Source organism: uncultured Desulfosarcina sp., assembly GCF_963664155.2.
Taxonomy (GTDB): Bacteria; Desulfobacterota; Desulfobacteria; order Desulfobacterales; family Desulfosarcinaceae; genus Desulfosarcina.
This window is the reverse complement of record NZ_CAXXXH010000002.1, coordinates 1,163,521-1,190,420: the sequence shown is the minus strand read 5'-3', so window position 1 is coordinate 1,190,420 and position 26,900 is coordinate 1,163,521. Positions and strand designations below refer to the sequence as shown.

20 protein-coding genes are annotated in these 26,900 nt (G+C 47.9%); 9 read left to right on the top strand and 11 right to left on the bottom strand.

Translation table 11 applies throughout. From position 1 onward, the window contains the following. Positions 1 to 6 precede the first annotated feature (6 nt). The 11 genes from ACHZBS_RS29430 to ACHZBS_RS29380 all read right to left on the bottom strand — a co-directional run bounded on the left by ACHZBS_RS29430 (position 7) and on the right by ACHZBS_RS29380 (position 13,655). Complete coding sequence (locus ACHZBS_RS29430) at positions 7 to 1,440, bottom strand: flippase (RefSeq protein ID WP_319410105.1); 1,434 nt, start codon at positions 1,438 to 1,440, stop codon at positions 7 to 9. Further along, entirely contained in the window at positions 1,440 to 2,861 is a 1,422-nt protein-coding gene (locus ACHZBS_RS29425) for a B12-binding domain-containing radical SAM protein (protein ID WP_319410104.1), read from the bottom strand. Before ACHZBS_RS29425 ends, ACHZBS_RS29430 begins: the two co-directional genes overlap by 1 nt. 2 nt (positions 2,862 to 2,863) lie before the next feature. Further along, positions 2,864 to 4,258, bottom strand: coding sequence for a radical SAM protein (locus tag ACHZBS_RS29420; RefSeq protein WP_319410103.1), 1,395 nt, complete (start codon positions 4,256 to 4,258; stop codon positions 2,864 to 2,866). After that, positions 4,249 to 5,334: an NAD(P)-dependent oxidoreductase gene (locus tag ACHZBS_RS29415; protein ID WP_319410102.1), complete on the bottom strand. Its 1,086-nt coding sequence runs from the start codon at positions 5,332 to 5,334 to the stop codon at positions 4,249 to 4,251. The genes ACHZBS_RS29420 and ACHZBS_RS29415 overlap by 10 nt, the downstream gene beginning before the upstream one ends. A 60-nt stretch (positions 5,335 to 5,394) precedes the next feature. After that, positions 5,395 to 6,336, bottom strand: a complete 942-nt coding sequence (locus ACHZBS_RS29410) for an NAD(P)-dependent oxidoreductase (RefSeq protein WP_319410101.1) — start codon at positions 6,334 to 6,336, stop codon at positions 5,395 to 5,397. 2 nt (positions 6,337 to 6,338) lie between these two features. Then, positions 6,339 to 7,055, bottom strand: a complete 717-nt coding sequence (locus ACHZBS_RS29405) for a nucleotidyltransferase family protein (protein ID WP_319410100.1) — start codon at positions 7,053 to 7,055, stop codon at positions 6,339 to 6,341. Continuing rightward, complete coding sequence (locus ACHZBS_RS29400) at positions 7,056 to 8,051, bottom strand: kinase (RefSeq protein WP_319410099.1); 996 nt, start codon at positions 8,049 to 8,051, stop codon at positions 7,056 to 7,058. It abuts the gene before it with no gap. Between the two features lie 295 nt (positions 8,052 to 8,346). Beyond that, positions 8,347 to 9,891, bottom strand: a complete 1,545-nt coding sequence (locus tag ACHZBS_RS29395) for a hypothetical protein (RefSeq protein ID WP_319410098.1) — start codon at positions 9,889 to 9,891, stop codon at positions 8,347 to 8,349. Between the two features lie 202 nt (positions 9,892 to 10,093). Then, on the bottom strand, positions 10,094 to 11,224 hold the full coding sequence (locus ACHZBS_RS29390) for a bifunctional glycosyltransferase family 2/GtrA family protein (protein ID WP_319410097.1): 1,131 nt from the start codon (positions 11,222 to 11,224) through the stop codon (positions 10,094 to 10,096). An 88-nt stretch (positions 11,225 to 11,312) separates the two neighbouring features. Continuing rightward, entirely contained in the window at positions 11,313 to 12,266 is a 954-nt protein-coding gene (locus ACHZBS_RS29385) for a UDP-glucuronic acid decarboxylase family protein (RefSeq protein WP_319410096.1), read from the bottom strand. An 18-nt stretch (positions 12,267 to 12,284) separates the two neighbouring features. Next, positions 12,285 to 13,655, bottom strand: a complete 1,371-nt coding sequence (locus tag ACHZBS_RS29380; RefSeq protein WP_319410095.1) for a glycosyltransferase family 39 protein — start codon at positions 13,653 to 13,655, stop codon at positions 12,285 to 12,287. A gap of 1,551 nt (positions 13,656 to 15,206) precedes the next feature. On the opposite strand from ACHZBS_RS29380, the gene ACHZBS_RS29375 reads away from it, so the two are divergent. The 9 genes from ACHZBS_RS29375 to tssA all read left to right on the top strand — a co-directional run bounded on the left by ACHZBS_RS29375 (position 15,207) and on the right by tssA (position 26,822). Further along, complete coding sequence (locus ACHZBS_RS29375; RefSeq protein ID WP_319410094.1) at positions 15,207 to 17,033, top strand: hypothetical protein; 1,827 nt, start codon at positions 15,207 to 15,209, stop codon at positions 17,031 to 17,033. Between the two features lie 7 nt (positions 17,034 to 17,040). Next, a complete protein-coding gene (locus ACHZBS_RS29370) occupies positions 17,041 to 17,769 on the top strand; it encodes a hypothetical protein (RefSeq protein ID WP_319410093.1) in 729 nt (242 codons plus the stop codon). 10 nt (positions 17,770 to 17,779) lie between these two features. Next, the gene (gene tssJ / locus ACHZBS_RS29365; protein ID WP_319410092.1) at positions 17,780 to 18,328 is read left to right on the top strand and encodes a type VI secretion system lipoprotein TssJ; all 549 of its coding nucleotides are present in this window, start codon (positions 17,780 to 17,782) and stop codon (positions 18,326 to 18,328) included. 4 nt (positions 18,329 to 18,332) lie between these two features. Further along, positions 18,333 to 19,718 carry a type VI secretion system baseplate subunit TssK gene (gene tssK, locus ACHZBS_RS29360; protein ID WP_319410091.1) on the top strand — a complete coding sequence of 462 codons (1,386 nt, stop codon included), beginning with the start codon at positions 18,333 to 18,335 and terminating at the stop codon, positions 19,716 to 19,718. Positions 19,719 to 19,720: 2 nt separating this feature from the next. Then, a complete protein-coding gene (locus ACHZBS_RS29355; RefSeq protein WP_319410090.1) occupies positions 19,721 to 20,401 on the top strand; it encodes a DotU family type IV/VI secretion system protein in 681 nt (226 codons plus the stop codon). Next, a complete protein-coding gene (locus ACHZBS_RS29350; protein ID WP_319410089.1) occupies positions 20,402 to 23,896 on the top strand; it encodes a type VI secretion protein IcmF/TssM N-terminal domain-containing protein in 3,495 nt (1,164 codons plus the stop codon). Further along, positions 23,881 to 24,636, top strand: coding sequence for a type VI secretion system-associated protein TagF (tagF, locus tag ACHZBS_RS29345; RefSeq protein ID WP_319410088.1), 756 nt, complete (start codon positions 23,881 to 23,883; stop codon positions 24,634 to 24,636). Before ACHZBS_RS29350 ends, tagF begins: the two co-directional genes overlap by 16 nt. 87 nt (positions 24,637 to 24,723) lie before the next feature. Further along, entirely contained in the window at positions 24,724 to 25,542 is an 819-nt protein-coding gene (locus tag ACHZBS_RS29340; RefSeq protein ID WP_319410087.1) for a type VI secretion system accessory protein TagJ, read from the top strand. After that, positions 25,539 to 26,822 carry a type VI secretion system protein TssA gene (tssA, locus tag ACHZBS_RS29335; protein ID WP_319410086.1) on the top strand — a complete coding sequence of 428 codons (1,284 nt, stop codon included), beginning with the start codon at positions 25,539 to 25,541 and terminating at the stop codon, positions 26,820 to 26,822. The genes ACHZBS_RS29340 and tssA overlap by 4 nt, the downstream gene beginning before the upstream one ends. Positions 26,823 to 26,900 lie beyond the last annotated feature (78 nt).

The following is a 26,900-nucleotide window of genomic DNA, read 5'->3' as shown; positions in this document are numbered from 1 at the left end:
GAATTACTAAATCTTTTGATCCATCAAGGAACGAACCAAAATAAAATCACTTCTTTTGATCCCACCCGCAAAAAAAAGACCGATTAAAAAAATGAGAACACCTACGAAAATATTTAACAATAACGATGACGCATTTATCCAGTTCAGAGAAATCACCATAATCGCAGATGCCGCGATTGGCCGTAGAGATTCCTTGATAAAAAAAATCAAATTAATGTAGTCACGATTAAAAATAAGATGGAAAACAATACCGATGAGTTCGCTCGTAAGTGTTGTGGCGGCGGCTCCCAAAGCACCATAACGGGGGATGATAATTAAATTCAATAAAAAATTTGTAACTAATACCACAATTGTAATTATCAAGTTTATATGCTGTCGTCCAGTTGCTGAAAAAAGGGTGGCAGATGCACAACAAAATGCGGTGACTGGCAATGAACTCAACAAGATTTGAAAGATAAGGACTGAATCGCTCAATCTGTTTGAAAACAATAGAATGTAAATCGAATTCGCATTGACAATCAGCACGCTGGACAGAAGAAATGAAACAGTAAACACAAATTTCAGTATGTTTTGATTAATATCAATTAATATTTTTTTGTTATAGTAAAAGGATGATAATACGGGGAAGAGGACGCTTCCAAGAATATTGGGTATAATAAGAAGCCCTTCTAAAATACGGTAAGAAGCGTGATACCGTGTTACCTCGTCGGTCGATTGTATTAAAGATATCATCACCGTATCTATACGATAATAGACGGTAGCAAATATGGTTGCCAAGGTAAACGGTAGTGCCTGTTGAATTATCGGAGTCAGTTCATTTTTTCTGATTTGAAGGGAATTAATCAAGTTGTTGCGATAGGTGTAAACGACACTGGCCAAACCTATAATTATGTCATAAATTACAATTATAATTGCACAATGGACTACGCCGAGACCCACATGTATGGCAGTTACCAGAGTCGTTACGCGAAAAACCATTCCGAAAAAAGAAATTACGGCAAGATAATCGGTTTTTTCGTAGGCTCTGATAACTTGCTCAAATGTACTTGTAAAATTGATAATGGTCATTCCGAATGTTAAAATTAAGATTAGCTGAAATATATCTTTTTGATAGGATAATACCGATGCGGAAATTAAGATGAATAGAATTGAAAAAATTGAAGAAAAAATTTTCAGAAGTAGTGCGTTGCCCGTGTAAAGACCGGCTTTTGATTTGTCTTTGGCAATTTCTCTGATAATCAGCATGTCAAGGCCAAGAGAGAATAAAAAGGTGAACATTGAGGTGAAAGTTTGTGCTGTAAAAAGGACACCGCTCTCTGTTGGTCCAAGTTCTTTGACAATATAGGTTACAAAATAAAAATAGAGAAGTTTCCCACCAATGTTTGAAATTAATAGAAAAAAAAAGTTTTTTACATTTTTTTTAATTCGTTCGCGATGCATCAATTTTTCTTAAATGCATTCTTTATGCGTTTGACAATGGCATAAAAAATTCTTCGCCGGTTGATTGCACGTTGGGCCAAGTTATAAATTTTTTGGACATCTTCTGCGTTAAACTCGGTAGTGGAAATATTCGCCTGGTATAATTTCAACTCCCTTAAATCAATATCAGAACTCACATATCCGTTTTTTTTACAAATATCCCACAATTGAGTTCCAGGGTAGGGCGTCAGTATCGACAGGTATCTATGACTGAAAGGCAATTTGAACATGTACTTTATCGTACGATGCATCTGCTGGATTGTTTCTCCCGGAGCACCGATTACAAAAAGGCCACCAGTCTCAAGACCAATTTTCTTGGCATAGTGGATCAAGTTTTCGACCTTTTTTAAATTTAAAGGTTTTCTGAGCAGTTTTGAAAGAACCTTCTGGTCCCCCGATTCGACAGCAAGAACGACAGAGAAACATCCGCTGTCTCTCATTTTGTCGAGTACCTGCGTATCCAGAGACCAAAGCGCGACGCCGTTGGGTGTCGACCATGATATGTCCAGTTTATTTTCAATCAATAAATCAAAAATCGCCATCGCCCTGTTTTTGTCGTAGGTCAAGTTGTCGTCTTCGAAGGCGATTTCGTCTATACTATAGTGGGTTCTAAGGTGATTGATTTCCGCAATAACGTTTTCGGGAGAACGCATGCGATAACTTTTACCCCATACGGAATGAATCGAGCAGAAAATACATTTCGCCGGACATCCCCGCGAAGTGATAACAGAACAATAGGTCGATCCTTTGGAAAGTCCCCGGTGCTTAGTGTAGCGGCTATACTTGTCCATTGGCAACAAGTCGTGCGCTGGAAAGGGAATCAGGTCCAGATCCTCGATAAACGATGTCTTGGGGTTGCAATTGACATCACCATTGGAACGACGCCAGCAAAGGCCATCAAGGCTATCAACCGGCGTATTGTTGTCGATATTGGAAAGCAGGTTTCCAAAGCTTTCCTCACCTTCTCCGACAATCACATAATCCACGTTCTTATCCTGCATGACCGTAATTTTGTTATAGGATGCGTGTGCACCCCCCATTACGGTAACGATACGCATACTCACTTTTTTTGCTAACTCGCACATGCGGTGTGCGTTATGGTATTGATCCGAAAACATGCTGGAGACCCCAATTACATCGGGGGCGAAGTCCCGGATCTGTGACAAAATATCATTGTCACTCAAACCTACAGTCATCTGTTCGTTTTCGTGGAAAACTCTGTTGTCGATTCCTTCAATAACAGCGTCACATATGCGTACATCGTAGTGATCCCTTATGACAGCTGCGAGATAGGCTAATCCCAGTGGTGGATTGGCATCAATCGTCCCTGTATTTTTTTTAAGCGTGTGGGGTGGGTTTATGAGAAGAATGCGTTTGATCATTTCTATATTCTGATAAAAAATTTGAGGATTAGTTCGGTAAATTTATTTAGAAACGTATTGAACAATGTGCCTTTCAATGGTTTTGAACAAACCAAATTTGCATATTTATGCATTAATTTCAATTGGAAAGGTAAAAAACTGTCATTTCGCATGACAACATTCAAACCATCTGTGTGTTGCCAATTTGTTTCCGTAATATATTTATTATTTACTGCCCATTGGTGAAATTGTGTACCTGGATAGGGTGTGGCAAATGTAAATTGTAATCGATCAGCGTTTAATTCTTTGGCGAAATCGACATTTTGAATAAACGTCGAGATGGTTTCTCCAGGAAGCCCGATGATAAAAAAACAAAAGGTGGCTATTTTATTTTGCGCGCATGCCTGAACGATTTTCACGATATGATCCGGATGAACGGGTTTGCGTTTAACTCGGGCCAAAATTGATTTGTTTACGTGCTCAATGCCAAGATTTATGCCTATGCATCCGGCTTGAGCCATTTTTTGGATAAGGTTTTCCGATAGGGTGTCCGGCCGAGTCTCACATCGCCACCAGAACTGCAATTGACTGCTTATTATCAAGTCGCACAATCGGTGGATTCTATCTTGATCAAGCGTAAACTCCGGATCACGGAAAAGTAAGCTTCGCATTCCATGCCTCTTGATCAGATATTCGATTTCAGCAAAAATGTTCTCTGGCGTCCGAGAGCGCCAGCGATTGCCTTGCGCGAGGGGATACGGGCAATAGTCGCAATTGAAAGGGCACCCTCTTGACGTCTGGATGGTTAGTGCGGGATTTGCATCGCCGAGATCCGGAATAAAATAATTCTGGTAGGGAAAAAATTCCCAGGCCGGAAATGGCAAGGCATCAAGATTTTCAAAAAACGCTTTATCTGGGTTTTTTAAAATGGTTCCTTTTTTTCTGTAATATATACCTTCCACTTGATCGATCGGTTGCGTCGCAAGGCAGGGAAGTATAACTTCGACTTCACCGGTAACCAATATATCGATTACATCGTATTGCATCAAATCATCGGGAAAAATATTGCAAACTGAGCCGAAAAAAATAATTTTTGCCTCGGGCATGATCTCTTTTAAGTGTTCCGATACTTTAAGGTCCCAAGCGAACGTAGGCATTGATGTCCTTACGGCAATGAATGTTTCGGGCCTGAATCCACCCACTTTTTTCAGGAAATCACTGAGGCTTAAGTCATCTCCTAGACAATCGATTACAGTGAATGGTGTTTTGTTGTTTTTTAGACATGCCGCCACATAAACCATGTCAATTGGAGGAATTCTGGTTTTTGCATCCGGACCATAGAGTTGACCCAGACCTCCCATTACATCTTTGTTGGCTATGTACCCGGGGGGACTTGGAGGATTGACGATTAGAAACATTTGGTCTTGTCTATTAAATTTTTGATGTTTTTGATGAACGGGTGCAAAAGTAATAACAACGGCCCATTGAAATAAGTCAAAAGGCTTTTTGGAAAAGCGGCTGGTGTTATCGCTCCCATATTGGATAAACGCGATATCTCGTAGTCGATGCCATTTTCTATTTTTATGGATGGATGGAAGTCAAAATCGTTTTTTGCTTTTTGATTGGAATAAACCCATCCATCATGTTCCGGAGATACTTGCATCCAATAATCGAGGAGTCCGAGTGTTTTGATTTTCTTTTTTTCCCATGTAGACGAAATTGCATGCTTTCTTTTTTCCCACGCATCCGAAAGATTGATTTTTTTCGAAATATGATCGAAGAATTGCCCAATTTTTGCGTAGTCATCGCCTACGATAAAATAAATTGAAGATGACGGAAAATCAGTACATTGAATCATCGCTTTCGTTAAATCTTGCAGATGAATCGGTTGAATATATTTATCCCGGGACAAATCTGAGTAACGCAGAAAAAAAGATCTATTGAGAAGTGCATGTATGATTTGTGGAACGATTACATATACATTGGAGATTCTGAGTATTTTAACGTTCAATTGGTGAAAATAGTTATTTTGGAGACGGTTCTCTGCCAGAAGTTTGGATTCGCCATATGGGTTTAACGGCTTGCATCCTGTCTCTTCGGACCTGAAGAAATGTTTTTCTGGCAACGGTCCGACAGCCTCAACACTGCTGGCAAAAACTAAGTTTTGCGCATTCCAATTTAAAGAAGCGTGGGCGACATTTTCCGTCCCTTTGACATTGACGTAAAATGTCGAGTCTCGATTTTCCAGGCGAAAATCAATTGCTGCGGCAAGATGATAAACCGTTTCAAAAGAAATGGATATCGCCTTTAACGAAGATAAATCAGAAATGGATCCTTTTAGGGGTTTTATGCCGCAACGAGAAAGTTTACGAGAGGTTGCTGAATCTGTATTCCGCGTTAAGACGTATACATCTTCTCCATTTCGTAACAAAGTGTTTGCCAATTGGGTGCCGATATAGCCCGTGCCGCCTGTTATGAGTATCTTTTTGGTCATTGCAGCATTTTTCGAATATGGACAGCGTTTCTTATATCCATGGGAACGTTGTTAAAACAATCATACATTCGCAAATTGATTGGGTTGAAGTATCCTGTAAGCCTTGAGCAGTTCTGCGATGCCGTCATCCAGGCTGTATTGGGGCGACCAACCCAGCGATTCAATTTTTTCATTGCTGACCAGATAATCCCGCTTGTCAGGATCTTCCCCAATGGGTGCAGCGTGGATATATAGCCTCGGTACATGCTTTTTTATTTTTTCGCATAATTGCCGTTTGGAAAGATTGGCGCTGCTCAATCCGACGTTGAATGCCTCGCCTTTCATTTGTTCGTAGTGATGCATGCCGAACAGGAATACAGCGGCGACATCACGAATATGAATGTAATTTCTCCGGAAGTGCTCTTCGAAAAGTACGATTGATCTGTCTTTGAATGCACGGTAAGTAAAGTCATTTACCAGCAGATCCATTCGCATCCGGGGGCTGACCCCGAAAACGGTCGCCAACCTGAAAGAAATGGAATTGTTGCGGCTAAAAAGGGCTGTCTCGATGGCAATTTTTGTCTTCCCATATTCAGAAATTGGGTTCAGCGGCGATTCTTCCGTGCAGAACGCGTTCTTTTCCCCGATACCATATCCGCTGTTGGTCGTCGGAAAGAGGACCCGCTGCGAAGGTGACAGCATTTCAAGCATCATCAGCGGTGCGTCGTAATTGACCATTTTTGTCAGGGAGGGATTCAGTTTGCACGCCGGCGCACCGACAATCGCTGCAAGCGGGATGATCGTATCAAACTTGGGAAGCAAGGATTTCATTAAACGTTCATCGCATATATTTCCTTTTATGAAATCGAAATCGGTATTTTCACAACAAGCTAAAAGGGAATACTGGTTGAACATCAGGGTGTCTATAACAGTGACAGCATATCCCTTGTTCAAAAGGAGCGGCACCAGAATGGCGCCAATATAGCCGGCTCCGCCGGTAACGAGGATCGATTCTTTTTTCAATTCTATAACCCCTCCAGATATGTGTCTGCGATGTGATAAGTTTCAGGAATACCGATGTCAATGAATTTTCCTGTTGAAATAAAGCCGTATACGCGGTCTTTTACCAGTTCCGGTAAGATATCTGTTTCCAGAGACAATACGGTTTCCTTTGGTATGGCGTTGAAAATGGATGTGTTGATAAGGTACATGCCCGCATTGATGAATCCTTTGCCGACACCGCCGTTTATCCTTTTTTCAGCAAATGACAGGATTCTGTTGGTTTCATCCATCGCAACACTGCCATAGCGGTCTGCATTTTGGACTTCTTTCAAGACAATTGAAAATGAAGCCCTGTTTCTTTGATGGGACTGGATAAGCTCTGAAATGTTTACCTCGATATAGCTGTCGCCATTTAAAACTATCACCTTTTGCGAGGTTGTCAGAGCGAGTGCTTTTTTAATAGCGCCGCCCGTTCCAAGAAGCGTGTCCTCTCTCGAAAACAAGATGTTGAAACCGCAGTCGGTCCTGTTCCCGTATTGGTACTCTATCCATTCCCCTTTGTGTCCAATTGCGATGATGATGTTTTTGAAAATACCTTGAGTTCTCAGTTGGTTGAGCAATATATCGAGGAATGGCTTTCCTCTCACCGGTGCAAGTGGCTTGGGCAGGTTCGGGACGGCCGCTTTTAGACGCGTTCCCAGCCCCCCGGCTAAAATTATGGCATCAAGTGTTGGTTTCATTTACTGAGTTAGATATATTATCTTAGAGCCTTCAGTTTCAAAATTGAAATGCACTTCCATCATCTGATGTAATGCCATACGCACGGACGCCTGCTGGCCTTCAGGCACAAGCAGAAAAAGAAAACCGCCGCCGCCTGCCCCCCCAAGTTTGCCGCCGTAAGCACCAGCTTCAAGCGCCTTTTCATAAGCCGCATCGATGGTTGCATTGGTTATTTTTTTCGAAAGGTTTTTTTTCAATTGCCAACCTTCGTTGAGCAGTTCACCCAGTTGCCGAATCATTGATTCCGACGTTTCATCGGAAATAATGCGCTCAGCATTAAAAACCATTTGGTGCATTTGGCTCAGATAACCATCCAGGTTGCGTTTTTTTGTATTCGTGACTTGTTCTTCTGCGATTTTACTGGCATAACGCGTCAATCCAGTATAAAAAACCATTAACGACGCGTTCAAGAGACGATATTTCTCTTTTGATATCACCACCGGTCTTACAGTGGTTTCATATCTGTTGAATTCGATAATGTTGAGACCGCCATACGCCGCATGAATCTGGTCCTGGCAGCCGACATGCTCTTTGATCATTTGCTGCTCAATGAAAATCGCCTCTTCTCCCAATTTTTTCTTGGATACGGCTTTGCCTTCCAAGGCATAAAGGGCATTCAACAAACCGACCGTAAAGGAGGAAGACGAACCGAGGCCAGTCTTGGCCGGAAGATCGGCAAAAATATGGATATCCAAATTTCCGGACATTTTTTTGAATCGCAAGGTCTCCCGAACGCTTGGATGGACGATATCGTCTATCTTTTTAACGAGTTCTGATTTGGAATAGCCGACGCGGATGTTGTATTCGAAAAAATCACTCAAGACGTTGACGCTTACATAAATATGTTTGTCGATCGTCACGCCTAAAACCGCGCCGCCTTTCCTTTCAAAATATTCGCGGTAATCGGTCCCACCGCCAAAAAAACTGAGTCTTACTGGTGTCTTGGAAATAATCACGATAAGATCCCCATTTCAACTATTGGGTTCTGCACAATCAGCGCTACAGCGACATTGGTAAATTCACAAACGACATAATATCAAGAATCTCTATGGTGAAAATGGCTTGATATGCATAAAATAATCACCCCCCGGGAACACTGCACGACTTGTTCACTTCCTATCATTAGCGATCGCCCATGGATTTAGTTAAACCACACATATATGCCACAGGGTTGGTGTGGTCCGCAACCCCCGGTTCTTTATAACCCTGAGGCCTGATTCTAATATATTGGCTTATAAAACGTTCATCTACTTATGAACCTAATTCACTTGGCATAAATGAATCCGAATATATCTTAAAAAAACCTGTGTTGGCGATTTCAACATACCTGTCGGCAGTAACACCCGTTTTGTTGAGCATTTTTTGCAGCTCCGCAACGCTGCGCGTGACGATGATCCGTGGAGGGGAGGCGGAAAGGTGCTTACTATTTTTCCAACTTATGTAATGAACCAGAGATATATCAATGTCCGATGAATTTTTTATGACATATCCCAAACAATAGATGCCATCATAGTCAGTCATGACTGGTATTTGCCTGTCCCCTATTATATCATTCAACAGTTGAACTGTCCGGGTTGGATAAAACGCTTCATGATAATATTGTGTGCATAGATCCTGTGGAAATTCTTTATTTCCCTTGATTCCGAAACAATTCGGAGTCAATACGGCGAGGAGATAAACTGAACCGATAAATGGCAGGAACAAGACATGGTTCAGTTTAGTATTATTTGCGAGAAAGTGTTTCCATCCCACTGAAAAAAAGTATCCACAGAGATAATACCATACAGGAAGAAACGGAACCAAGTTTCTTGGAAACGGCGGGTTGGGAAGAATGCATAACCATAGCGCTAAAGTTGTTATTGTGGCTGCCAACAAAGCCAGATTGTTTGCCGGACGCCCGACAGAAAAATCCGGCTGTTTGAAGGTGCTGCGCGCCGCTATGATTATACCCAGACCAATAAAAGGGATAAGTAAAATAAAGTCAGCAGATACAGCCCAAAACCAATGGATTGCCAAATACAAAGGATTCCAATTACTTATCTTCCGCTGGGAGTGGTTGATCAGATTGGTCAGAACGTTGGAATAGGCAACAAAACCAAGCAATGGGCCAATTGAAATGATGAGTAACTGACCTCCACGACGGTAAAGATCCGATTTCCTATCCAGAAGGATTAGCAGCCATCCCCAAACCACAAATATCCCACAGAAGATTAGATTGGTAGGCAGAATCGCCACGCTGACGGCGGATGCACAAACATAGACCATCGCCCACGTCCAATTACCTGATTGCATATATCGCGGTAGCGCTGTCATTGCTGCTATGATGGGCAGCCAGGAAGGTGCGTATCCCCTGAGCTGAAGCGCAAAATTCTCGGTGACGGTGCTGCCTGCAAACATGATTAAGGAGGCGATACCTGCAATCCTGCCGCCCAGATTGATCACTGAAGCTGTATACACAACCATCGCCAGGGCAAATAGAAGCAGTGGAAGTGCCCGCAAATATTCGACTGAACTGCCAGGGGTCCACCATTTTGCCAAAAGGGCGCTAAACAATATGTGGTTGTTGGGTAAATGGTAATCAAAAAAGGGGTAGGCGGGGCCCTTGCTCGCAAACTGCAATAGTGTATAGACTTCATCTTGCCACAACTCATCCGATAAATGATATAGGGACAATACAATGGTCCCGCATATGATCATCAGTACAAAGGCGAAACTGAAGGCCTGGCGAGTTGACGAATTGGTGAAGTTTGCCGGTTGGATGTCGATGACGTTATTTTCCCCGTTGCCTGATGACAAGCGTGCTGCGATTGTTTATTAAATTGATAGTATCAGTTAGATCCAGCAATCGTCATTGTACAACAATTCATAGAGGGTTGTGCGGAACATCGATCTTTTTGATAAAAATGCGAAGCCCGACATATTGTTTCCGGTCGAATGAAAGTGAATACAAATATTTCCCACCCTTTTCAACTACATTGATCTCATTTGAAGACCAACCCTATTGACCTTGCCTTATCCAAGGGCCGCTGGGTTTTTCCGGAAAAACCAAAAAGCGCCTGCCCAAAAAATTCAATATGAGGGCCATGCCCGTGGCGGTCAGTTTAGATGTTGTCGGTGATAAACCACCGTTAAGGAGAAACTCTGTCACTACAAGGTCTACGTAAGCGACGCAACAGACGACAACCGTGTAAGCGAGCCATTCGAACGGTGCTTTCCACCTGGCTTGATGCTTGAAAAGAATCAATACGCACAGAAGGTAGTTGACGATTGCGGCGGATGCAAAGGCAACCGGTGCTGAGATTGACGTCGGGACGCCCGCATTGAGAATGGCCAAAAATAGAAAAAGATTGAATAGCGCCGCAACACTGCCAATAAACAAATAAATTAAGAATTGCATGGGCAGCGGGGCTTTGTGGGCATTGTATTTCAATATGCAATACAATGCCCTGATACCGTCCTTCACGCCGATTTTTTTACCTTCCTCGTAAGTCCTGCCGGAATAAGATATGCCGATTTCGAAGATGCGAACGCGCATTTGGGAAACCTTGGCAATGATTTCAGGTTCAAAGCCAAAACGATTTTCCCTTAAATCGACTTTCTGGATGATATCCCGCCTGAAAACTTTATAGCAGGACTCCATGTCGGTCAGGTTCAGGTCCGTAAACATGTTGGAAAGCAGGGTGAGAAACCGGTTGCCGATTGAGTGCCAGAAATACAGAACACGATGAGCCCCGGAAGATAGAAACCGTGATCCGATGACCACATCTGCCTGATTGCTTCGCAGGGGAATCAGCAATTTTTTCAGTTCCATCGGGTTGTATTCCAGGTCGGCGTCCTGCACGGCCACAAAATCGCCTGTTGCCTTTTGAAACCCTGTCCTCAGGGCTGCGCCTTTTCCCTTGTTCGTATCGTGTTTCAAGACGACGATTTGTTTGTGGCGTTTTTCAAGATCATTGGCGATTGTAAGACTGTTGTCACGCGAAGCATCATCAACGATGATGATTTCTATCGATAAAAAATCGTCTACGATCTCCAGCACCCGGTCCACACAGAGGCTGAGCGTATCCTCTTCATCATAGCATGGAACAATAACGGAGAGTTTTGCAGGCGTTTCTATTGAAATTTTCATATGGGTTTCATTCTTATCAATCAAAAGCGTGCTCCAATATAGTTCATTTTCTTATTTACTTTAGGCAGAAGACCGAATGCTTAAAAAATCAGCCTGGCCGGGACAGCAGGTTGTCAAAGTATTGAATTGTTTTTTCCAGACCTTCTTTGAGCTTTATCTTGGGCTGCCAGTTCAGCGTTTGTCGCGCAAGGGTAATGTCCGGTCTGCGTTGTTTGGGGTCATCCATGGGCAGTGGTTGAAAAACGACTTCAGAGCGGGAACCGGTCAGTTCAGTTATTCTTTCCGCCAGTTCGAGAATTTGAAACTCGTCAGGGTTTCCAATATTCATCGGTCCGGTAACATCATTTGGCGTTGCCATTAAAAGTGTTATCGCTTCAATCAGGTCGTCAATATAGCAAAAAGAACGCGTTTGTGACCCATCACCGTAAATTGTAATGGGCATTCCCTTAAGCGCCTGAATGATAAAATTGGACACCACTCTGCCGTCGTTTGGGTGCATATTGGGGCCGTAAGTGTTAAATATGCGTGCAACCTTAATATTGAGCCCGTGTTGGCGGCGATAATCAAAAAACAAGGTTTCGGCACAGCGTTTTCCCTCATCGTAACATGATCGTGGACCAATACAGTTGACATTTCCCGCATAGCTTTCCAGTTGCGGGTGTACTGTTGGATCGCCATAAACTTCGGAAGTCGATGCCTGGAATATCTTTGCTTTTATCCGTTTGGCCAGCCCAAGCATATTAATAGCGCCATGGACATTCACTTTTGTCGTTTGGACCGGGTCATTCTGGTAGTGAATCGGAGAAGCAGGGCAGGCAAGGTTATAGATTTCGTCGACTTCAATAAACAGGGGGAATGTAATATCATGCCGCAAATATTCAAAGTTAACATTTTTTAACAGCTCAGAAATATTTTTCTTTCTGCCGGTATACAGATTGTCAACACATAGAACATCGTTGCCTTCACGAATCAGTTTGCTGCATAAATGAGATCCGATAAAACCTGCTCCGCCTGTCACCAGAATCCTTTTTTGATCGATCATTACCACTCCTTTTTTGATTTAGACCCCTAATGCAAGCCTGCTTGCCGATCTTTTTTTACGGATGACAGTTACAGCGATGTAGATGGGCAAAATCGCAAGAATATACGTAATCGGGCGAATGGGGACTGAATATCGGGGAAATGGCGCGCCGACAATGTGAACAAGGATAAAATAGCCATATGTCAATGACAGAAGACGTGCCGTGAGGGAATGGCTGTGGTCCATGGACAGCCGGTGTTTGGGAAGCCAGGCAATTACCGCCCCAAAAAAACTTAAGGCGATCAATATTGGATGAATCATGCGCATTAAACCGTTAATGAAAATAAACAATGACGATGAGCCATAAGGGGAGTCCAGAACCGGGTAAATAAATGTGCCACTGCCCTGAATCATTTCCCAACGGAAAAAATATAACGGTTTGGATAGATACCAAATAAGATGTTCCGTTGGATGTGTGTGAAATCGGCGAGCTATTTCAGTGATCACATTATGAAGGGAACTGGAAATTGTTGCGCTGTTGGGATCAAACCGGTAAGGGAATCCAAACGAATGGACCTGACCATTGTACATGAATTGCGGGTACATACCATGGTGAAGCGTGTTGATCGTCAGTGCCGGATCGGAGAGGTAGCCCAGGGACAACAGGTTGCGCACAAGCCAGATAGAAAAGACCGTGAAAAACGGTAGGACAACCAGCAAACTGGTTTTAATTTTCCTGTCCATCCCGGAGAACATGAAAATGAATAATATTAAAAAGATGACATAATATTGAACTGTGGGTTTGATCAATGCTGCAAAAGCTAAAGTGAATCCCGCGAGCATCCATTCGAAATCCTTATTTGTTTTCAACGCTGAGACTATCAAAGCAATACCCAGCACGATTACAAAAGTAAATAGGGTCTCGGTCAATAGGTATACATTGAGATTGATGAGGTGCGGGCTGATTGCCGTTAGTGTGGCGACGATAATGGCACCAGTGGCACCTATCAGGGTACGACCGAGAAAATAAACAATAGCTATGGTGAGAGCGCTCAGAATCGCTTGAACATAAAAAACATTGATTGCAAATCGGTCCAATCGTTTTGTCAAGGTAAACGGATAGAGAAAAACCGGATAGCCCGGTGAGCGAAAGGCGTCCGGCTTGGGGGCGATGGTGGTATTTTTAACCGTTTCGATATTGCTGGAATAAACGCCATGCAAACGAAGGTTGTAGGCGTATGCTGTATATTGTCTGGCATCTGCACGAAAGGGCGTGTCAATTTGAGTTGCAGACACTGTAAACAAACGAAGATAGAGGCCAAGAAGCAAAATTAGCGTGAGAAACAAAAGTTCAAAATTGAGTTGCCTTGATAAATTGGTTTCGCCCGCAAGTGTTTTTCCAATTTCCATATCTTGTTTTCCATTCAGTTATGAGCGATGAGATTCCCACAAAACAGCGAGGAAATCCATCACATTTTTGCTGTATATTTCCAATTAGCTGATTATTCTTGTATTTATATATTCCTTCTTCTCAGAAAAAAAAGGGGGAAAATGCAATCATTGCAATAATTTATAGCGACATCACTTAACTTTGGCAAGACCTATGCGACACCTGCTACTGGTTGTCGATGAAAGCAGTCGGAACGCAGTAAAAAAACCAGAAGCGTCAATGAATTGACGAGAAAGTAGCTCAACTGGAAAATGTAACCACCCACGCTGGTCATCGAATTTTGCGTCAAATTTATACCAAGCCTCTGAAAACATAAGGGCTCTTTAAAAAAGTATCGCTCTTGGTTGGTTGCCGTGTGCCACGATTTTCAAACATAAAATTTGTTTTGTTGTCATTTCCTATTGCCCCTGCACCGCGATTTCTTTTCGAGTTTAGCGTCTTCTCGCCTATGCAGAACACGTTTATACAACCACGCAAACTATTTGCCAGATATTTGCTGAGCCAAATCCGCCTTGACAATTCGTCATTTATTGAATAGTTTGTAATAGCTTAAAATTTCAAGGCAAAACATACAAATCGAAAATTTTAAGCGCCGATCGAAAGCTTATGCTCCTAAAGGTGAATCGTTTCCACATTGCCAACGCAGGCTGACTTTTAGCCTGCGTCGTTCTTATAAAAATGCGTTTATTTCCCCTGCCGTATGAACTTTATCGGTGCTTGACGGGGATAAAAAACAAGTATGGGATACACCTGTGGACGTTACTGAGAATTATCCCTCTCTGATCAATTGCCTTGAAACCGATCTTAATGGATTGTTCCTTGATCTGGGTCCCCCCTCTGGCGAACACATCGGTACCTTCGGATCGACCTTTTGTATCGGTCCGTTTTCCAAAACCATTTCCGGGTGCATCAAAACCGATGGTGGTGACGTGATTCGACAGGTCCTTCTGGTTCTGCAAAGGGATCATTACGATACGCCCCGTTCACTTTTACCGGTCAACAACAGCAGTGTGGAGACCGCCTGGCAAAATGCCTTTTCCTTTTACCAAAACAGCGGACCCACAAAAGCCCCGCTCTTTTTCAAACACCAGGTTAATCTAAAAGGCGAATTCAAGCCGCTTCAGCCCTTGTTCTGCTGCCATGAAACCAAACACTGGTTTCATCCGGTCTGCCCGCAATGCGGATTGGCGCTGACACTTTGCCGGGATGATGCGCTTCTTGAAAAAAGAGGCTTGCCAATCTATTCCGAATCCCTGGAGCGTTTTTTGTATTGCGGCTCCTGTGCGACACTGTCCGACGCATCATCTTTTTATTGCCGTGAAATAGCGGCCGGGATGCCGGATTTTGTCCATGATGCAAGCACCCTGGCAGTCCAATGGAAACAGCTGCTTGCTAAATTCCCGGACGAAACGGATCTGCCCTGCCGGGGATGCCCTGACAGGGATGCGTGTTACGGCCCTGAACCGCTGGTATCCCGGCGCATCGTCCCGTTTTCCTTTTTTCCGTTTTACATGATGATGTTTCCGGCACCCACATGCCGCGCCGCGGAATTCCTTGCCCTTATTTCAGGAGACCAGGCTTCTGCACCCTGGCCCGCGGATATTGCCGGTCCTCCATCCGGGCAAAACCGATTCCTGTTTCAGGATCAGGACCGACAGTTTCTTGAAATTCTCTATTTGAAACTCACCTTTTTGGAGCAGATATTCCATCAACTCATCCCCGCTGATGACCCGGTGTCTGTTCAAGAGTTTGATCTGTCCCTTGAAGGCATTGGCGTCGATCTGTACCCATCTGGCGCGGGACTGCCCGCTTATTGGAATTTCAACATCCGTATCCTGGATGCCGTTGGCACCTTTCAGGTCAGTCCTTTTGCACCCATCATGCCTGAGGCGCCTCGCCTTCATTTCCTGGGAGCCGTCTGGTTTCGAACGTTGATGGTCAATTCCCGTCAGAAAGCAGATTCCGTATTCGCTGAAGTGGGACAGCTGCTTGATCAAATGGATATTGAAAAAGGAACCGGGAAACTTGAAATAGAGACGTCCGATCCTGCAGGGGCATTTGCCGGCAACCAGATTTTCTGGTCGCCGGATCAACGGGAACTTGCTGAAAAATGGCAAGTTTTTTGGAAAAATGCATTGCGCCTCGGACTTCAACTGGTTCATGCGGGCTTGAAAACAAGCGCGGTATGGGACAACCGTCAATTTCTGGCAGCGCTCGAGGAGTTACGGGAACAAGTCAAGTCCGAGATGTTTTCAGGGCCGGAGATAGCTGCAACGGACCATGAAAAACCTGCGCAATCGGACAAAATTGCTGTGGTGCTTCGCGGCATCCTGGAAAAGTGGCAGGCGGAGGCGGATGCCGCCGGCAGCCAGCCGGACCCTGATGTTTCACCGGTAAATCCGGACGTGGAAGAAACCATCGTATTCTCATCGTCAGTGGACCAACCTTATCAGCCAAACGCCGACGGGCTGCCAACGAGTGCCGGTCTTCATGCAACCGACCTCCCTGACATGCCACCGCAGCAGCCGGAGGGTAATGGCTGGGAACAGGGTATTGAAGAGACGGTGGTTCTTTCTTCTGTGCAGGCCGCACCACCGTCCGAGACAAGTCAATACAGTGCCCCTGGCCCTCCCCTGCAAGAACCGCAGTGGAATGATGATATCGAAGAGACGGTCGTGATGCGAACCGACGCTTCCACGCCCGAGACGTCAACTCCCGTGGATGACATGGACCAGACGGTTGTCATTTCGGCACCATCACCTAATGACCGGCTGTTGCCTGATCGGGAGGATGATCTGGCGGCGACAGTGGTTCAACGTGGTCCCGGTCCCCCGCCATCATCGGCAGTTGGTCCGGATGAGGATCTGGAGCAAACGGTGATTCTCAACACAGGAAGGCCGCCAACTCCCGACAGGGAGGCACCGTTGCCCGATGAGGATCTGGACGCCACCATGATTCAAGGGGCCGGTATTTCTCGCCAGTCTACTCCTGATCGATCAGCCAGTGGGGGAGATCTGGATGCCACGGTGATTATCAATCCTGCCGGCGGGAATGCGCCATTGAATCCTTCACCGGAAATTCAACCAGGGCATGCGGATGACGAATTGGCGGCAACGATGGTTGAAACGCCGCGCAGGGCCAATCGTGACGGTGTCGAACAGTTAAAAACGACAATTACACCACCCCCGCCGCCGATCTCACCGCAGCCTTCTCGCGGCACTCCGCAATCAGGACCGCGGGAGGGTTCCGGGCGTGTGGTCCCAGGCTCTGCAAATGATGAGGATGATGATATCATGGAACAGACCATCATCATCCGATCCGACGTGAAAAAGGAGTAAGCGGGATATGGCCGATGAGAAAATGACCAACCGCATTTCATCCGGCCTTGCCGCCCAATTTGAAGCTGATGGCGATGTATCGGCCGATTCGGTGGAGGCCTTCCTCAAGGAACAGATGGCCGGGCTGGACAGTCATTCCAGGATTGCTGCCCTGCAATCAGTGGTTAACCGATTGGGGAATACCTGCCGTCCATCGATGACCGGCGAGACCGATGAGGAGGTGCTGACACGGGTTTGTTCCCTGTTGCTGGGACGCAAGGTCTCCATGGACGACCTCTCTTCCAGTGAACTGCTGGAGAAACTGGCCGAATCCTTGAACACCATTTTCAACACCCTGAATCAGCTGATCAGTGTCATCAATATGACTTTTACCGGAGAAGGGTCTCCCGAGCAGACCATCCGCCAGGTGATCGGGTTCCGTTTGGAAGGGGAAGGGCAGGGAAATTCGTTGGAAACATACCTGGATCAGATCAGCAATGCGTTTTTAACCTCTCAGCAGTCATTTAAAGAAGCAGCCTACGCCAAAGTCAAGCAAGTGCTCAGTGTTCTGGATCCGGAACAAGTGGCCGCGGAAGTGGGAAAAGGGTTGAAATTCGGTCCGATGAAAAAGGCTGAAATGTTTGACATATACGAAGAACGCTTCGGAAAGATTCAAAAATGGTTCAGTTCCGGGCGTTTCATGGAAGATTTTTTACGGGAATTTGAAAAGAACTGTCAGACCAAATTCGGAAAATAAGGAGGCTGATTTGAAACGATTTCTTTCAGTATTGATCGCCGGGTCGCTGTTGATGTTAACCGCATGTGCCGCCAAACAGCTGCCGCCGCCCCAGTGGACTTACGAAAAGGAAGCCATCCGTATGCACATCAAGGCGGACAGCAAGCTCAACCTGGACGAGGGCGAAGCGCATACCCTGTTGTTGTGTGCATACCAGTTGTCCGACCCCAACACGTTCAACCAGTTGTCCAATGATCAAGACGGGTTATACAAACTTCTGGAGTGCAGCCTGTTTGGTGACGGTGCCGCAGCCTCCAAACGGATGATCCTCCAGCCCGGCCAGGATATCGAGATGACCCTGGATCGTGCCGAAGGCGCCCGCTATGTGGCCATTGTGGCCGGGTATTATATACTGGAAAAGGATCGCATGGTAAAAATGGTGAATATCCCTGAATATGTAGAGAAAAAAGGGTTCATCAAGAAAGCCAAGACCCGCAAGCCGGCACCCCTGAAGATTGATCTGATCCTCGGACCCCAGCAGATCACCACGATATCCACTTCAACGCCGGAAGGAATGTAGTCCGATGGAAAGACCCCTTTACTGGCATCAGGGGTTGTTTTTGCAGCCCCAGCACTTCCAGCTACAGGATTGCTATACCCGGTCATTGATCGAGCCCCTGCACCAGAAGCTGATGCCCCATTTTTGGGGTGTTGGGAGTATGGCGGTGAAGTCGGCTGCTCTGGGAAACCGATCTATCGGTCTGACCAGCGGAGAATTTCTTTTTCAGGACATGACCTATGCCGTGATCCCGGACAATGCCGTGATTCAGTCCCGATCCTTTGAAAGCGCCTGGGAGGACGGCGGGAAACCCTTCATGGTCTACCTGGGATTGAAAAAATTCAGTCCCTCAGGGGAAAATGTCACGGTGGTTCAGGATTTGAAACGCATTGGCGAAGTAACCACCCGGTTTGTCACGACCGAGGATGCCGGGGAGTTCAAGGACCTTCACGGAAACGGCCCCAGTGCCCAAGTAAGGCATCTGCATCTGGTCCTGCATTTTTTCTGGGAAACCGAAAAGGACCAGTTGGGAGACTACGAACTGATCCCATTGGTCAAACTGGAGCGGCAGGGCGATGCGATCACCCTGAGTGACCAGTATATTCCCCCGTGTATGAACCTTGCGGCAGTTCCCGCCTTGGTGCGCCTGATCAAGGAAGTCCGGGATCAGGTTTCCGCACGCGGCCGGCAATTGGAGTCCTATAAACGGGACCGCGGCATCCACACGGCTGAATTCGGCAGCCGGGATATGGTTTTTTTGCTGGCGCTTCGCAGCTTGAACCGTTACGTATCCATGCTGGTGCATCTGACCGAAGCCGGCCAGGTCCACCCCTGGACGACCTATGGCGTATTGCGTCAGCTTATCGGTGAAATGACCACTTTTTCCGAACGCATTTCCGTCACCGGTGTGATGGATGACGGCACCGAGCTCGTACCCGCGTATCGGCATCAGGACCTCTGGCACTGTTTCTCTTCGGCCCAGAGCCTGATCACGCAGTTGCTGGACGAGATTACCGCCGGTCCCGAATATATGATGCCCCTGCTGTTCGACGGGACCTACTACGCTACGGATCTGCCGCCGGCCATTTTTGAAGGACGCAATCGATTCTATCTGGCCCTGGAGACGGAATCGGATCCTAAGGCCGTTCTCTCCTCCGTGGAGCAGATTGCCAAATTCAGTTCCCGGGAATATCTGCCGATTCTGATTGCCCGCTCCCTGCCGGGGATAAAGCTGACCTATCTGCAGACGCCGCCACAGGAACTGCCGCGGCGGGCCAATACACTCTATTTCCAGATCGACCATCACGGGGAACCCTGGGCCCAGGTGCAGCAGGGAAACAACCTGGCCCTCTACTGGGATGCCGCTCCCGAGGACCTGAAAGCGGAGCTGATGGCCGTGGGGAGAAGCTAATCATGCGTCTGAGCGATTGTTTTATTGAACTGATTGCCTACACCGCCATGGTTATCCGGCCGGGTACCGGCGGGCAGGCCGCTTTTGAACAGGTAGAGGCGGATATCCGACGTCTCATTGCCCAAAGTGAAGCCATTTGTCAAAAAGGCGGATTTTCATCTGCGGACTATGACATGGCGCGCTTTGCCGTTTTTGCCTGGATCGACGAAACCATTCTCTCTTCTCATTGGGAGGGGAAAAACCGATGGCTGGGCGAACAGCTGCAACGGCGCTACTATAATACCGCCGATGCCGGGAAGCTGTTTTTCGAACGGCTGAACACCATCGGCCCCCATCAGTTGGATGTGCGTGAAATCTATTACCTCTGTCTGGCCATGGGATTTACCGGCCAATACTGCAATGAAGGCGATGATTTTATGCTGGAACAGCTTAAAATATCGAACTTGAAGTTGCTCACCGGCAGTTCGATGGGGTTGCCTGATCTGAAACGCGCCACTCTTTTTCCAGACGCCTATGCGCCGGACAGCGCTCAGCTCCCGGCTGCCGGCCCAAAAATGAAGCGCTTTTCCGCCTTTACCCTGATCTGTGCCGGTGCGCCGGTGCTGCTTTATGGGGTACTGTTTCTGGTATACCGGTTCATTCTTGGCAATATCGGACAATCCCTTATTAATATGGGGCCCTAAATGAAATCGTTGATAATTAAAACTCTCAAAGTCTTTCTGTTTCTGCTGCTGACCGCACTGGTGCTGCTGCTGATTTTCGGATTGGTGCTGATGATTGGATGGCCGTTGTGGGTGGGTATCTTTTTTGTCATCGGCCTGTTGGGCATCTTACTTGGCCTGCTTTTCATTAAAAAACTGATGGCCCGCAAGAGCGAACAGAAATTCGTTCAACAAATCATTGCCCAGGATGAATCACGAATCAAAGGCCTCTCCTCAGGAGAACAGGCCGGTTCCCGGGAGTTGCAGGGGAGTTGGAAAGAAGCTATCGACGCCCTGCGTAAGTCTCATCTGAAAAAATATGGCAATCCGCTGTACGTATTGCCCTGGTATATGATCATCGGTGAAAGCGGCTGCGGTAAAACGACGGCCATCAAAGGTGCAGATCTCTCTTCTCCCTTTGCCGAGATCACCCGTGCATCCGGAATTTCCGGCACCAAGAACTGTGACTGGTGGTTTTTTGAGCAGGCCATCCTCATCGATACCGCCGGCCGCTACGCTATTCCCGTTGATCAGGGGCGCGACCGCGACGAATGGCAAAAATTCCTCTCTCTGTTGGCTAAGTTCAGAAAGCGGGAACCCCTCAACGGCCTCGTGGTAGCGGTGGCCGCGGATCAACTCCTGGAAAGCGATGCCGGAAAGATGGAGAGCGCAGGTAAAAGTATACGCCAGCGTGTGGACGAACTGATGCGGGTGCTTGGAGCCAAGTTTCCCGTTTATATCATGGTGACCAAATGTGACCTGATTCAAGGGGCCGTAAAGTTCTGCGACCATCTGGACGATTCGGTCCTGCAGCAGGCCATGGGGCGGCTGAATCATCCCCTGTCCGCCGACATGAACGCCTTTTCCGGCCAGACGGTCCGATCCATGGCCGAACGGCTCAAGGAACTGCGGCTGCTGATTTTGAACCTGAGTGGCGCCAAGGGCAAAAAGGCCGATCCCTCCCTGCTGATGTTACCGGAAGAATTTGAAAAGATAGAACCCGGCCTCAATGCATTCATGCGGGGAGCGTTTCAGGAAAATCCTTATCAAGAGACACCTATCCTGCGGGGAATTTACTTTTCCAGCGGGCGGCAGGAGGGCACGCCATACTCCCATTTTCTCAATGCCATGGGGCTGATCGGGGAAAAGGAAGTCCTGCCGGGAACCAACCGGGGGCTTTTTCTTCATGATTTTTTTTCACGCATTCTCCCGGCGGACAGGGGGTTGTTCGCGCCTACCCAGAAGACGCTGGAGTGGAGCCGGTTAACCAAGAGCATCGGGTTGACCGCCTGGGTGGCTGTCATTATTGCCATCTGCGGGCTGCTGAGTTTTTCCTTCGTGAAGAATCTGAAGTCCCTGCGGGACGTATCCGGTCAGTTTTCGAAACCGCCGGTGCTTCAGGGGGAACTCACCACAGACGTCTTGACGCTCGATCGTTTTCGCCAGGCCGTGAGCAAGGTAGAGGCTCAAAACGCCAACTGGTGGATCCCCCGTCTGGGACTTACGGAAAGCAACCGGGTAGAGGCAGGATTGAAGCAGCGATACTGCGATATCTTCAAAGCCGGCTTCCTGGACGATTTCGATAAGCGAATGGCCGTGCGCATGACCCGGTTCAGCGCTGCCACCCCCCCCGATGTGATGGGCCACCATGTCATGCACCTGGCGCGCCGGATCAACCTGCTGCGCCTGCGGATGGAAGGGGCGGATTTAGAGGCGCTGATGGCGAGGCCCGCGACCCCCTATCCGTCGTCTTTGCTGGAAGTCCAGACCATCGATGAAATTTCGGACAAGCTTTCCGAACTCTATCTGTATTACCTGACCTGGAGGGCGTCGGACACCTCTCTCAATGACGAGGTGAAAGATCTGCAGACCTGGCTGAAACACATTCTTACTTTCGATGGGGCAAGACTTAACTGGCTGGTGGACTGGGTGAATATCAATGGCGAAGTGGCCGGCGTCACCATGGCGGATTACTGGGGGGGCTTGGAACCGAGTTCCGATGACATTGCCGTGGCACCGGCTTTTACCGTAAAGGGCCAATCGGCGATAGACGGATATATCGGTGAAATTGAGCGGGCATTGTTCGAACCGCTGGCCATCGGCTCCCAGAAACTGGATTTCAAAAACTGGTATGCCCGGGCCTATATCGATGCCTGGAGCGCCTTCGCCGCCTATTTCCCATCTGCGCCCCAGCGCCTGAAAACTCGGGACCAGTGGCGGCAGGTCGGAGCCATCTTGGCGTCGGAAAAAGGACCTTATCTGGCATTGCTGGATACGATGGCTGCCGAACTCGACGTCGTGGCGCAGAATGAAGCACGACCGGCCTGGGTAGATATGGTATACCGCTTCAAGCAGGCTCGACTTCAGGCCAAAGCCGACGGCAAAGCTGGCCAGGCGGCCGCCACTATCCTGCAGAAAGCCACGCAAACGGTCACATCAAAAATCGGCCGGGTCGAAAGCACAATCGGCGTAAAAGCCGCTGATGCCTTCAGCTTCGAGGACCGCATTGAAGCGGGAAAAGCCTTCAACCAGTATCAGGCGGCCTTGAACGGGCTGATGCCCATGACCGAATCGCGTAAAATTGCTTTCAAGATGGCTTCCGACCTATTCAGCGAAGATCCTGCAGAAGGCGAGTCTCCTTTTTTCAAGGCCCGTCGGGGTGAAAACCAGCTCCAGGCAACCCTTGGCCGGGAAAAGAAGGATACAGCGGTGTTCTGGGACCTTGTCAATGGTCCCATCCAATTTTATCAGGAGTATGCCGCGCGTGAAACCCAATGTCATCTTCAAAGCCTGTGGGAAAAAGAGGTCTACCTGGAAGTGCAGGATGTGCCCCGGGGGGCCAACCTGAACCAACTGCTCATGGGATCGGATGGCTACGCGGTTAAATTCTTAAAGGGCCCGGCAGAACCGTTTATTGCCAGGAGCCGCGGAAAAGGATTCTACGCCAAAAAAGTTGACGGAAAGGCGCTGGACATCGATGTGGATTTTCTGACCTTTTTAACCCGTGGTGCCAGCGTGACCAAGCCGGTGGCGTCGGAATACAGCGTGACCATCAAGGCATACCCCACCGACGCCAACGCAGATGCGGCCATAAAACCCCATGCCACTTCCTTGGAATTGCAATGCGGGGATGAGAAAAACAGGCTGCTCAATCTCCATTACCCGGTGAAAAAGACCTTTCGATGGTCACCCCAAAACTGCGGAGATGTAGTTTTTAAAATTGAAATCGGAAATCTGATCCTGACCCGGGTTTACGATGGCTATCAAGGCTTTGCAAAATTTCTAAAGGATTTCCAGACCGGCCAACGGACCTTCAAACCTTCGGACTTTCCGGATTCGGAGGCTGCCTTAAAACGGATGGGCATCACCTATATCACTCCGCGCTATCAGTTCAGCGGCCACCAGAAAGTCGTTCAACTGCTTCGGGCATCACCCGGAAGGGTTCCCCAGGAAATCACAACATGTTGGGGAAATTAATGGGGTGGGGCCGCTGGTCATGGGCGGCATTCGGCAAGCATCCGGCGGCAAGGGACTATTTTCAAATCAACCTCCAACGACCGCTTGCCCAGGCTTTTGCCCAATGGGTGGAAGATGGGTTTACTCGAATTCCGGAAACGACTCAAAGAAACGGGATTTACTCATGGCGATTCTGGTCGCGTGGCCTGAAAAAGAATATCATGGTGTGCGGTCTCGGAAAGAGCAGTGGCGACGGTGTCGGCAGACCGTATCCAATGATGTTGCTGGGTGAGGGGTATCTGGACCGATGGGAGCCGCACTGGAATCTTCTGCCTGTCGTACTATCCTCGACATGGAATAAGATGGAATACACCGCCGCCAGGCGAATGGAGGACATCGGCAACCTGGAGGCGGATCTTCAGCGCATGGAAACACCGGTACCCGGCTGGAAATCGTCGCTGAGGATGGTTTCGTGCGATCTGAGTGGCCGGGAGGCAGAACCGATAAAAAAAATTATTATGTCTGAAATCCGAGAAAAGGCCCGAATCCTTCAGACTGAGCAGAAGCTTGTCGTATCGCTGGACACCGGGAACCCGGGCGAACCGTTTCAGATGGCCGGCGCTTGGCATCAGGCATTAAAGTCTCATTATTCAGGCACACCGAATACCGTTTTCATGGGCGGCAGTCCGGAGAAATCTTTTTTGGTGCTTTTCAGTCGACCGTTGGTGACCGACGATTTTGTCGAATTATGGTCGCTATGACCCGATTTAATAATTAAAAAGGCTATACGGACCGCTTGTAAAATGATAAATTCAGTACTCTGCGATAACATTAAGGAAACCGAGCACATGAATGCCAAAGCCCTCATTCTGGACGGCCAGATCAATCCTGCCAGAACCTTGCTGGTCGACCAGGTGAAGAAAACCCCTGCCGATATTCAGGCCAGATCCCTGCTGTTTCAGGTCATGCTTCTATGCGGGGAATGGGACAAGGCCCAGCGGCAACTGGATATCGCTGCCAGCCAGCTGGCATCGCCGGAGATGAACGTGCCCGTTTATCAGAACCTGATACAGGCGGAAAAAGAGAGAATCGCGGTGTCGAAGAGGCAACAGCGTCCCACTTTCTTTCCCGATATCCCCGAATACAGTGAGGACTTTTTCCAAGCTCTGGACCTGCTGGAGAAGGGAAAGATCGATGACGGCGCAAATCTGTTGGCCCGCATCGATGCCGGGCTGCCCGACGTCCGGGGAACCCTCAATGGACAGCCTTTCAAAGGATTCAAAGAGACCGACACGACCCTGACCTACTTCATCGAAGCCATCGAATACGAACGCTATCTGTGGGTGCCCATCGCCAATATCCGCGAGTTTGCGGTTTCTCCGCCCCAGACCCTGATCGATCTCATCTGGGCAAAAGGACGGATTACCACCTGGGAGGGGTTAACCATGGGCTGCTTTCTGCCGGTGCTTTATCCCCATTCCTCTGCCAGTGATGACGACCGCATCCGGCTTGGCCGGCTCACTGACTGGAAACCGCTGGGAGGACCCTATGCCAAAGCCATTGGACAGCACGTATACGATGTCGGAGGTTCGGACCGTTCCATTTTTGAAATTGAAGAGGCGGTTTTTACACTTGCTGACCCAGACGAGAAAGGGGATGAGCATTGATCGATCTTGACGTCATTCTGAGGCCTATCGATGGCGAAAACCCGGCGGGTGAGAACCTACGCTACACGCCTGTTTACGATTCAATACAGGAAGCCCGGCGAGAGGAAGACGCTCTCGATCGCGGTGATTGGGACCGGGAAGTCAAAACGGCGGACTGGGTGGAGGTAAAGCGGCTTGCCGTTGAGGCGTTGACTGAAAAAACCAAAGACATCCAGATTGCCGTCTGGCTGATCGAAGCGCTCATCAAAACAGATGGCTTCAATGGCTTGGATAAAGGGCTCCAAGCACTTTGCGGATTGATGGAAACGTTCTGGGAACACGTGTATCCGGAGATCGAGGACGATGATCTGGATTTTCGCATCGGACCCTTGGAGTTTTTGAACGACAAACTGTGGCTCCCCGTGAAGCAAATGCCCCTTACCGACCCTTCAGTCGGGGGCGGCGGTTATTCATGGGTCAAGTGGAAGGAGGCCACCGAGGTCGGGTCCGATGAGGCAGCTATTGCCGAGGGAAAGCTTGGTCTCGAAGATTTTGAATCGGCGGTGAATCGTTCCTCGAAAGCCTTCTATGAAGATCTCAACAGCCAGATCGACCAGTGTATCGTGTCTTTTAGCCGTTTTGACAACCTACTCGACGAGAAATTCGGCAGCGAGGCGCCGCGCACGGCGGACTTCAAGCAGGCTCTCGAGGATTGTCAACGTTTTGTCTCCAAGACACTGAATCAGAAAAAGGAGCTCGATCCCGATCCTGAACCGGCAGATGACGAGGAAACGTCCACGAGCGAAAGGACGCCCCATGATACCGGTGGTTCCGCTTCGGCACCATCGGCGATTGCTGCTGCCGCGGCGTCGGTACACGGGCAGATCGTCGTGGGCATGATATCGGATACCGAGTCCCACGAAGGTGCGCTGTGGAACACTGCCCTGACTGCATTGAATAAAGATGGAATTAAAAAAGCGCTGGAAATATTGTTTTCTGCGTCATGCAGTGTCTCCAGTGTTCGGTCGAAAAACCGGTACCGCCTGCTTATGGCCAAACTCTGCCTCCAGGCCAACCGGACCGATCTGGCCCGGCCTATTGCCGAGCAGTTGAACACCATGCTCGAAGAACTGGGACTCGAACGCTGGGAATCCCCCGTCTGGGTGGCCGATGTTCTGGGCGCCCTTTACCGGTGCCTCATCCATGAAGAGGAGGGGAGCGATGACTATTACCGGGCCGAAGAGATTTTTAAAAAAATGTGTACCATCGATTTGACCAAGGCGCTTCAGCACCGTCGATAATGACGGTTGTGGCACAAATCCATTTGAAGCATACCATACGCAGGCAATCCATAAAAACCAAGCATTGCCCCAATTGTT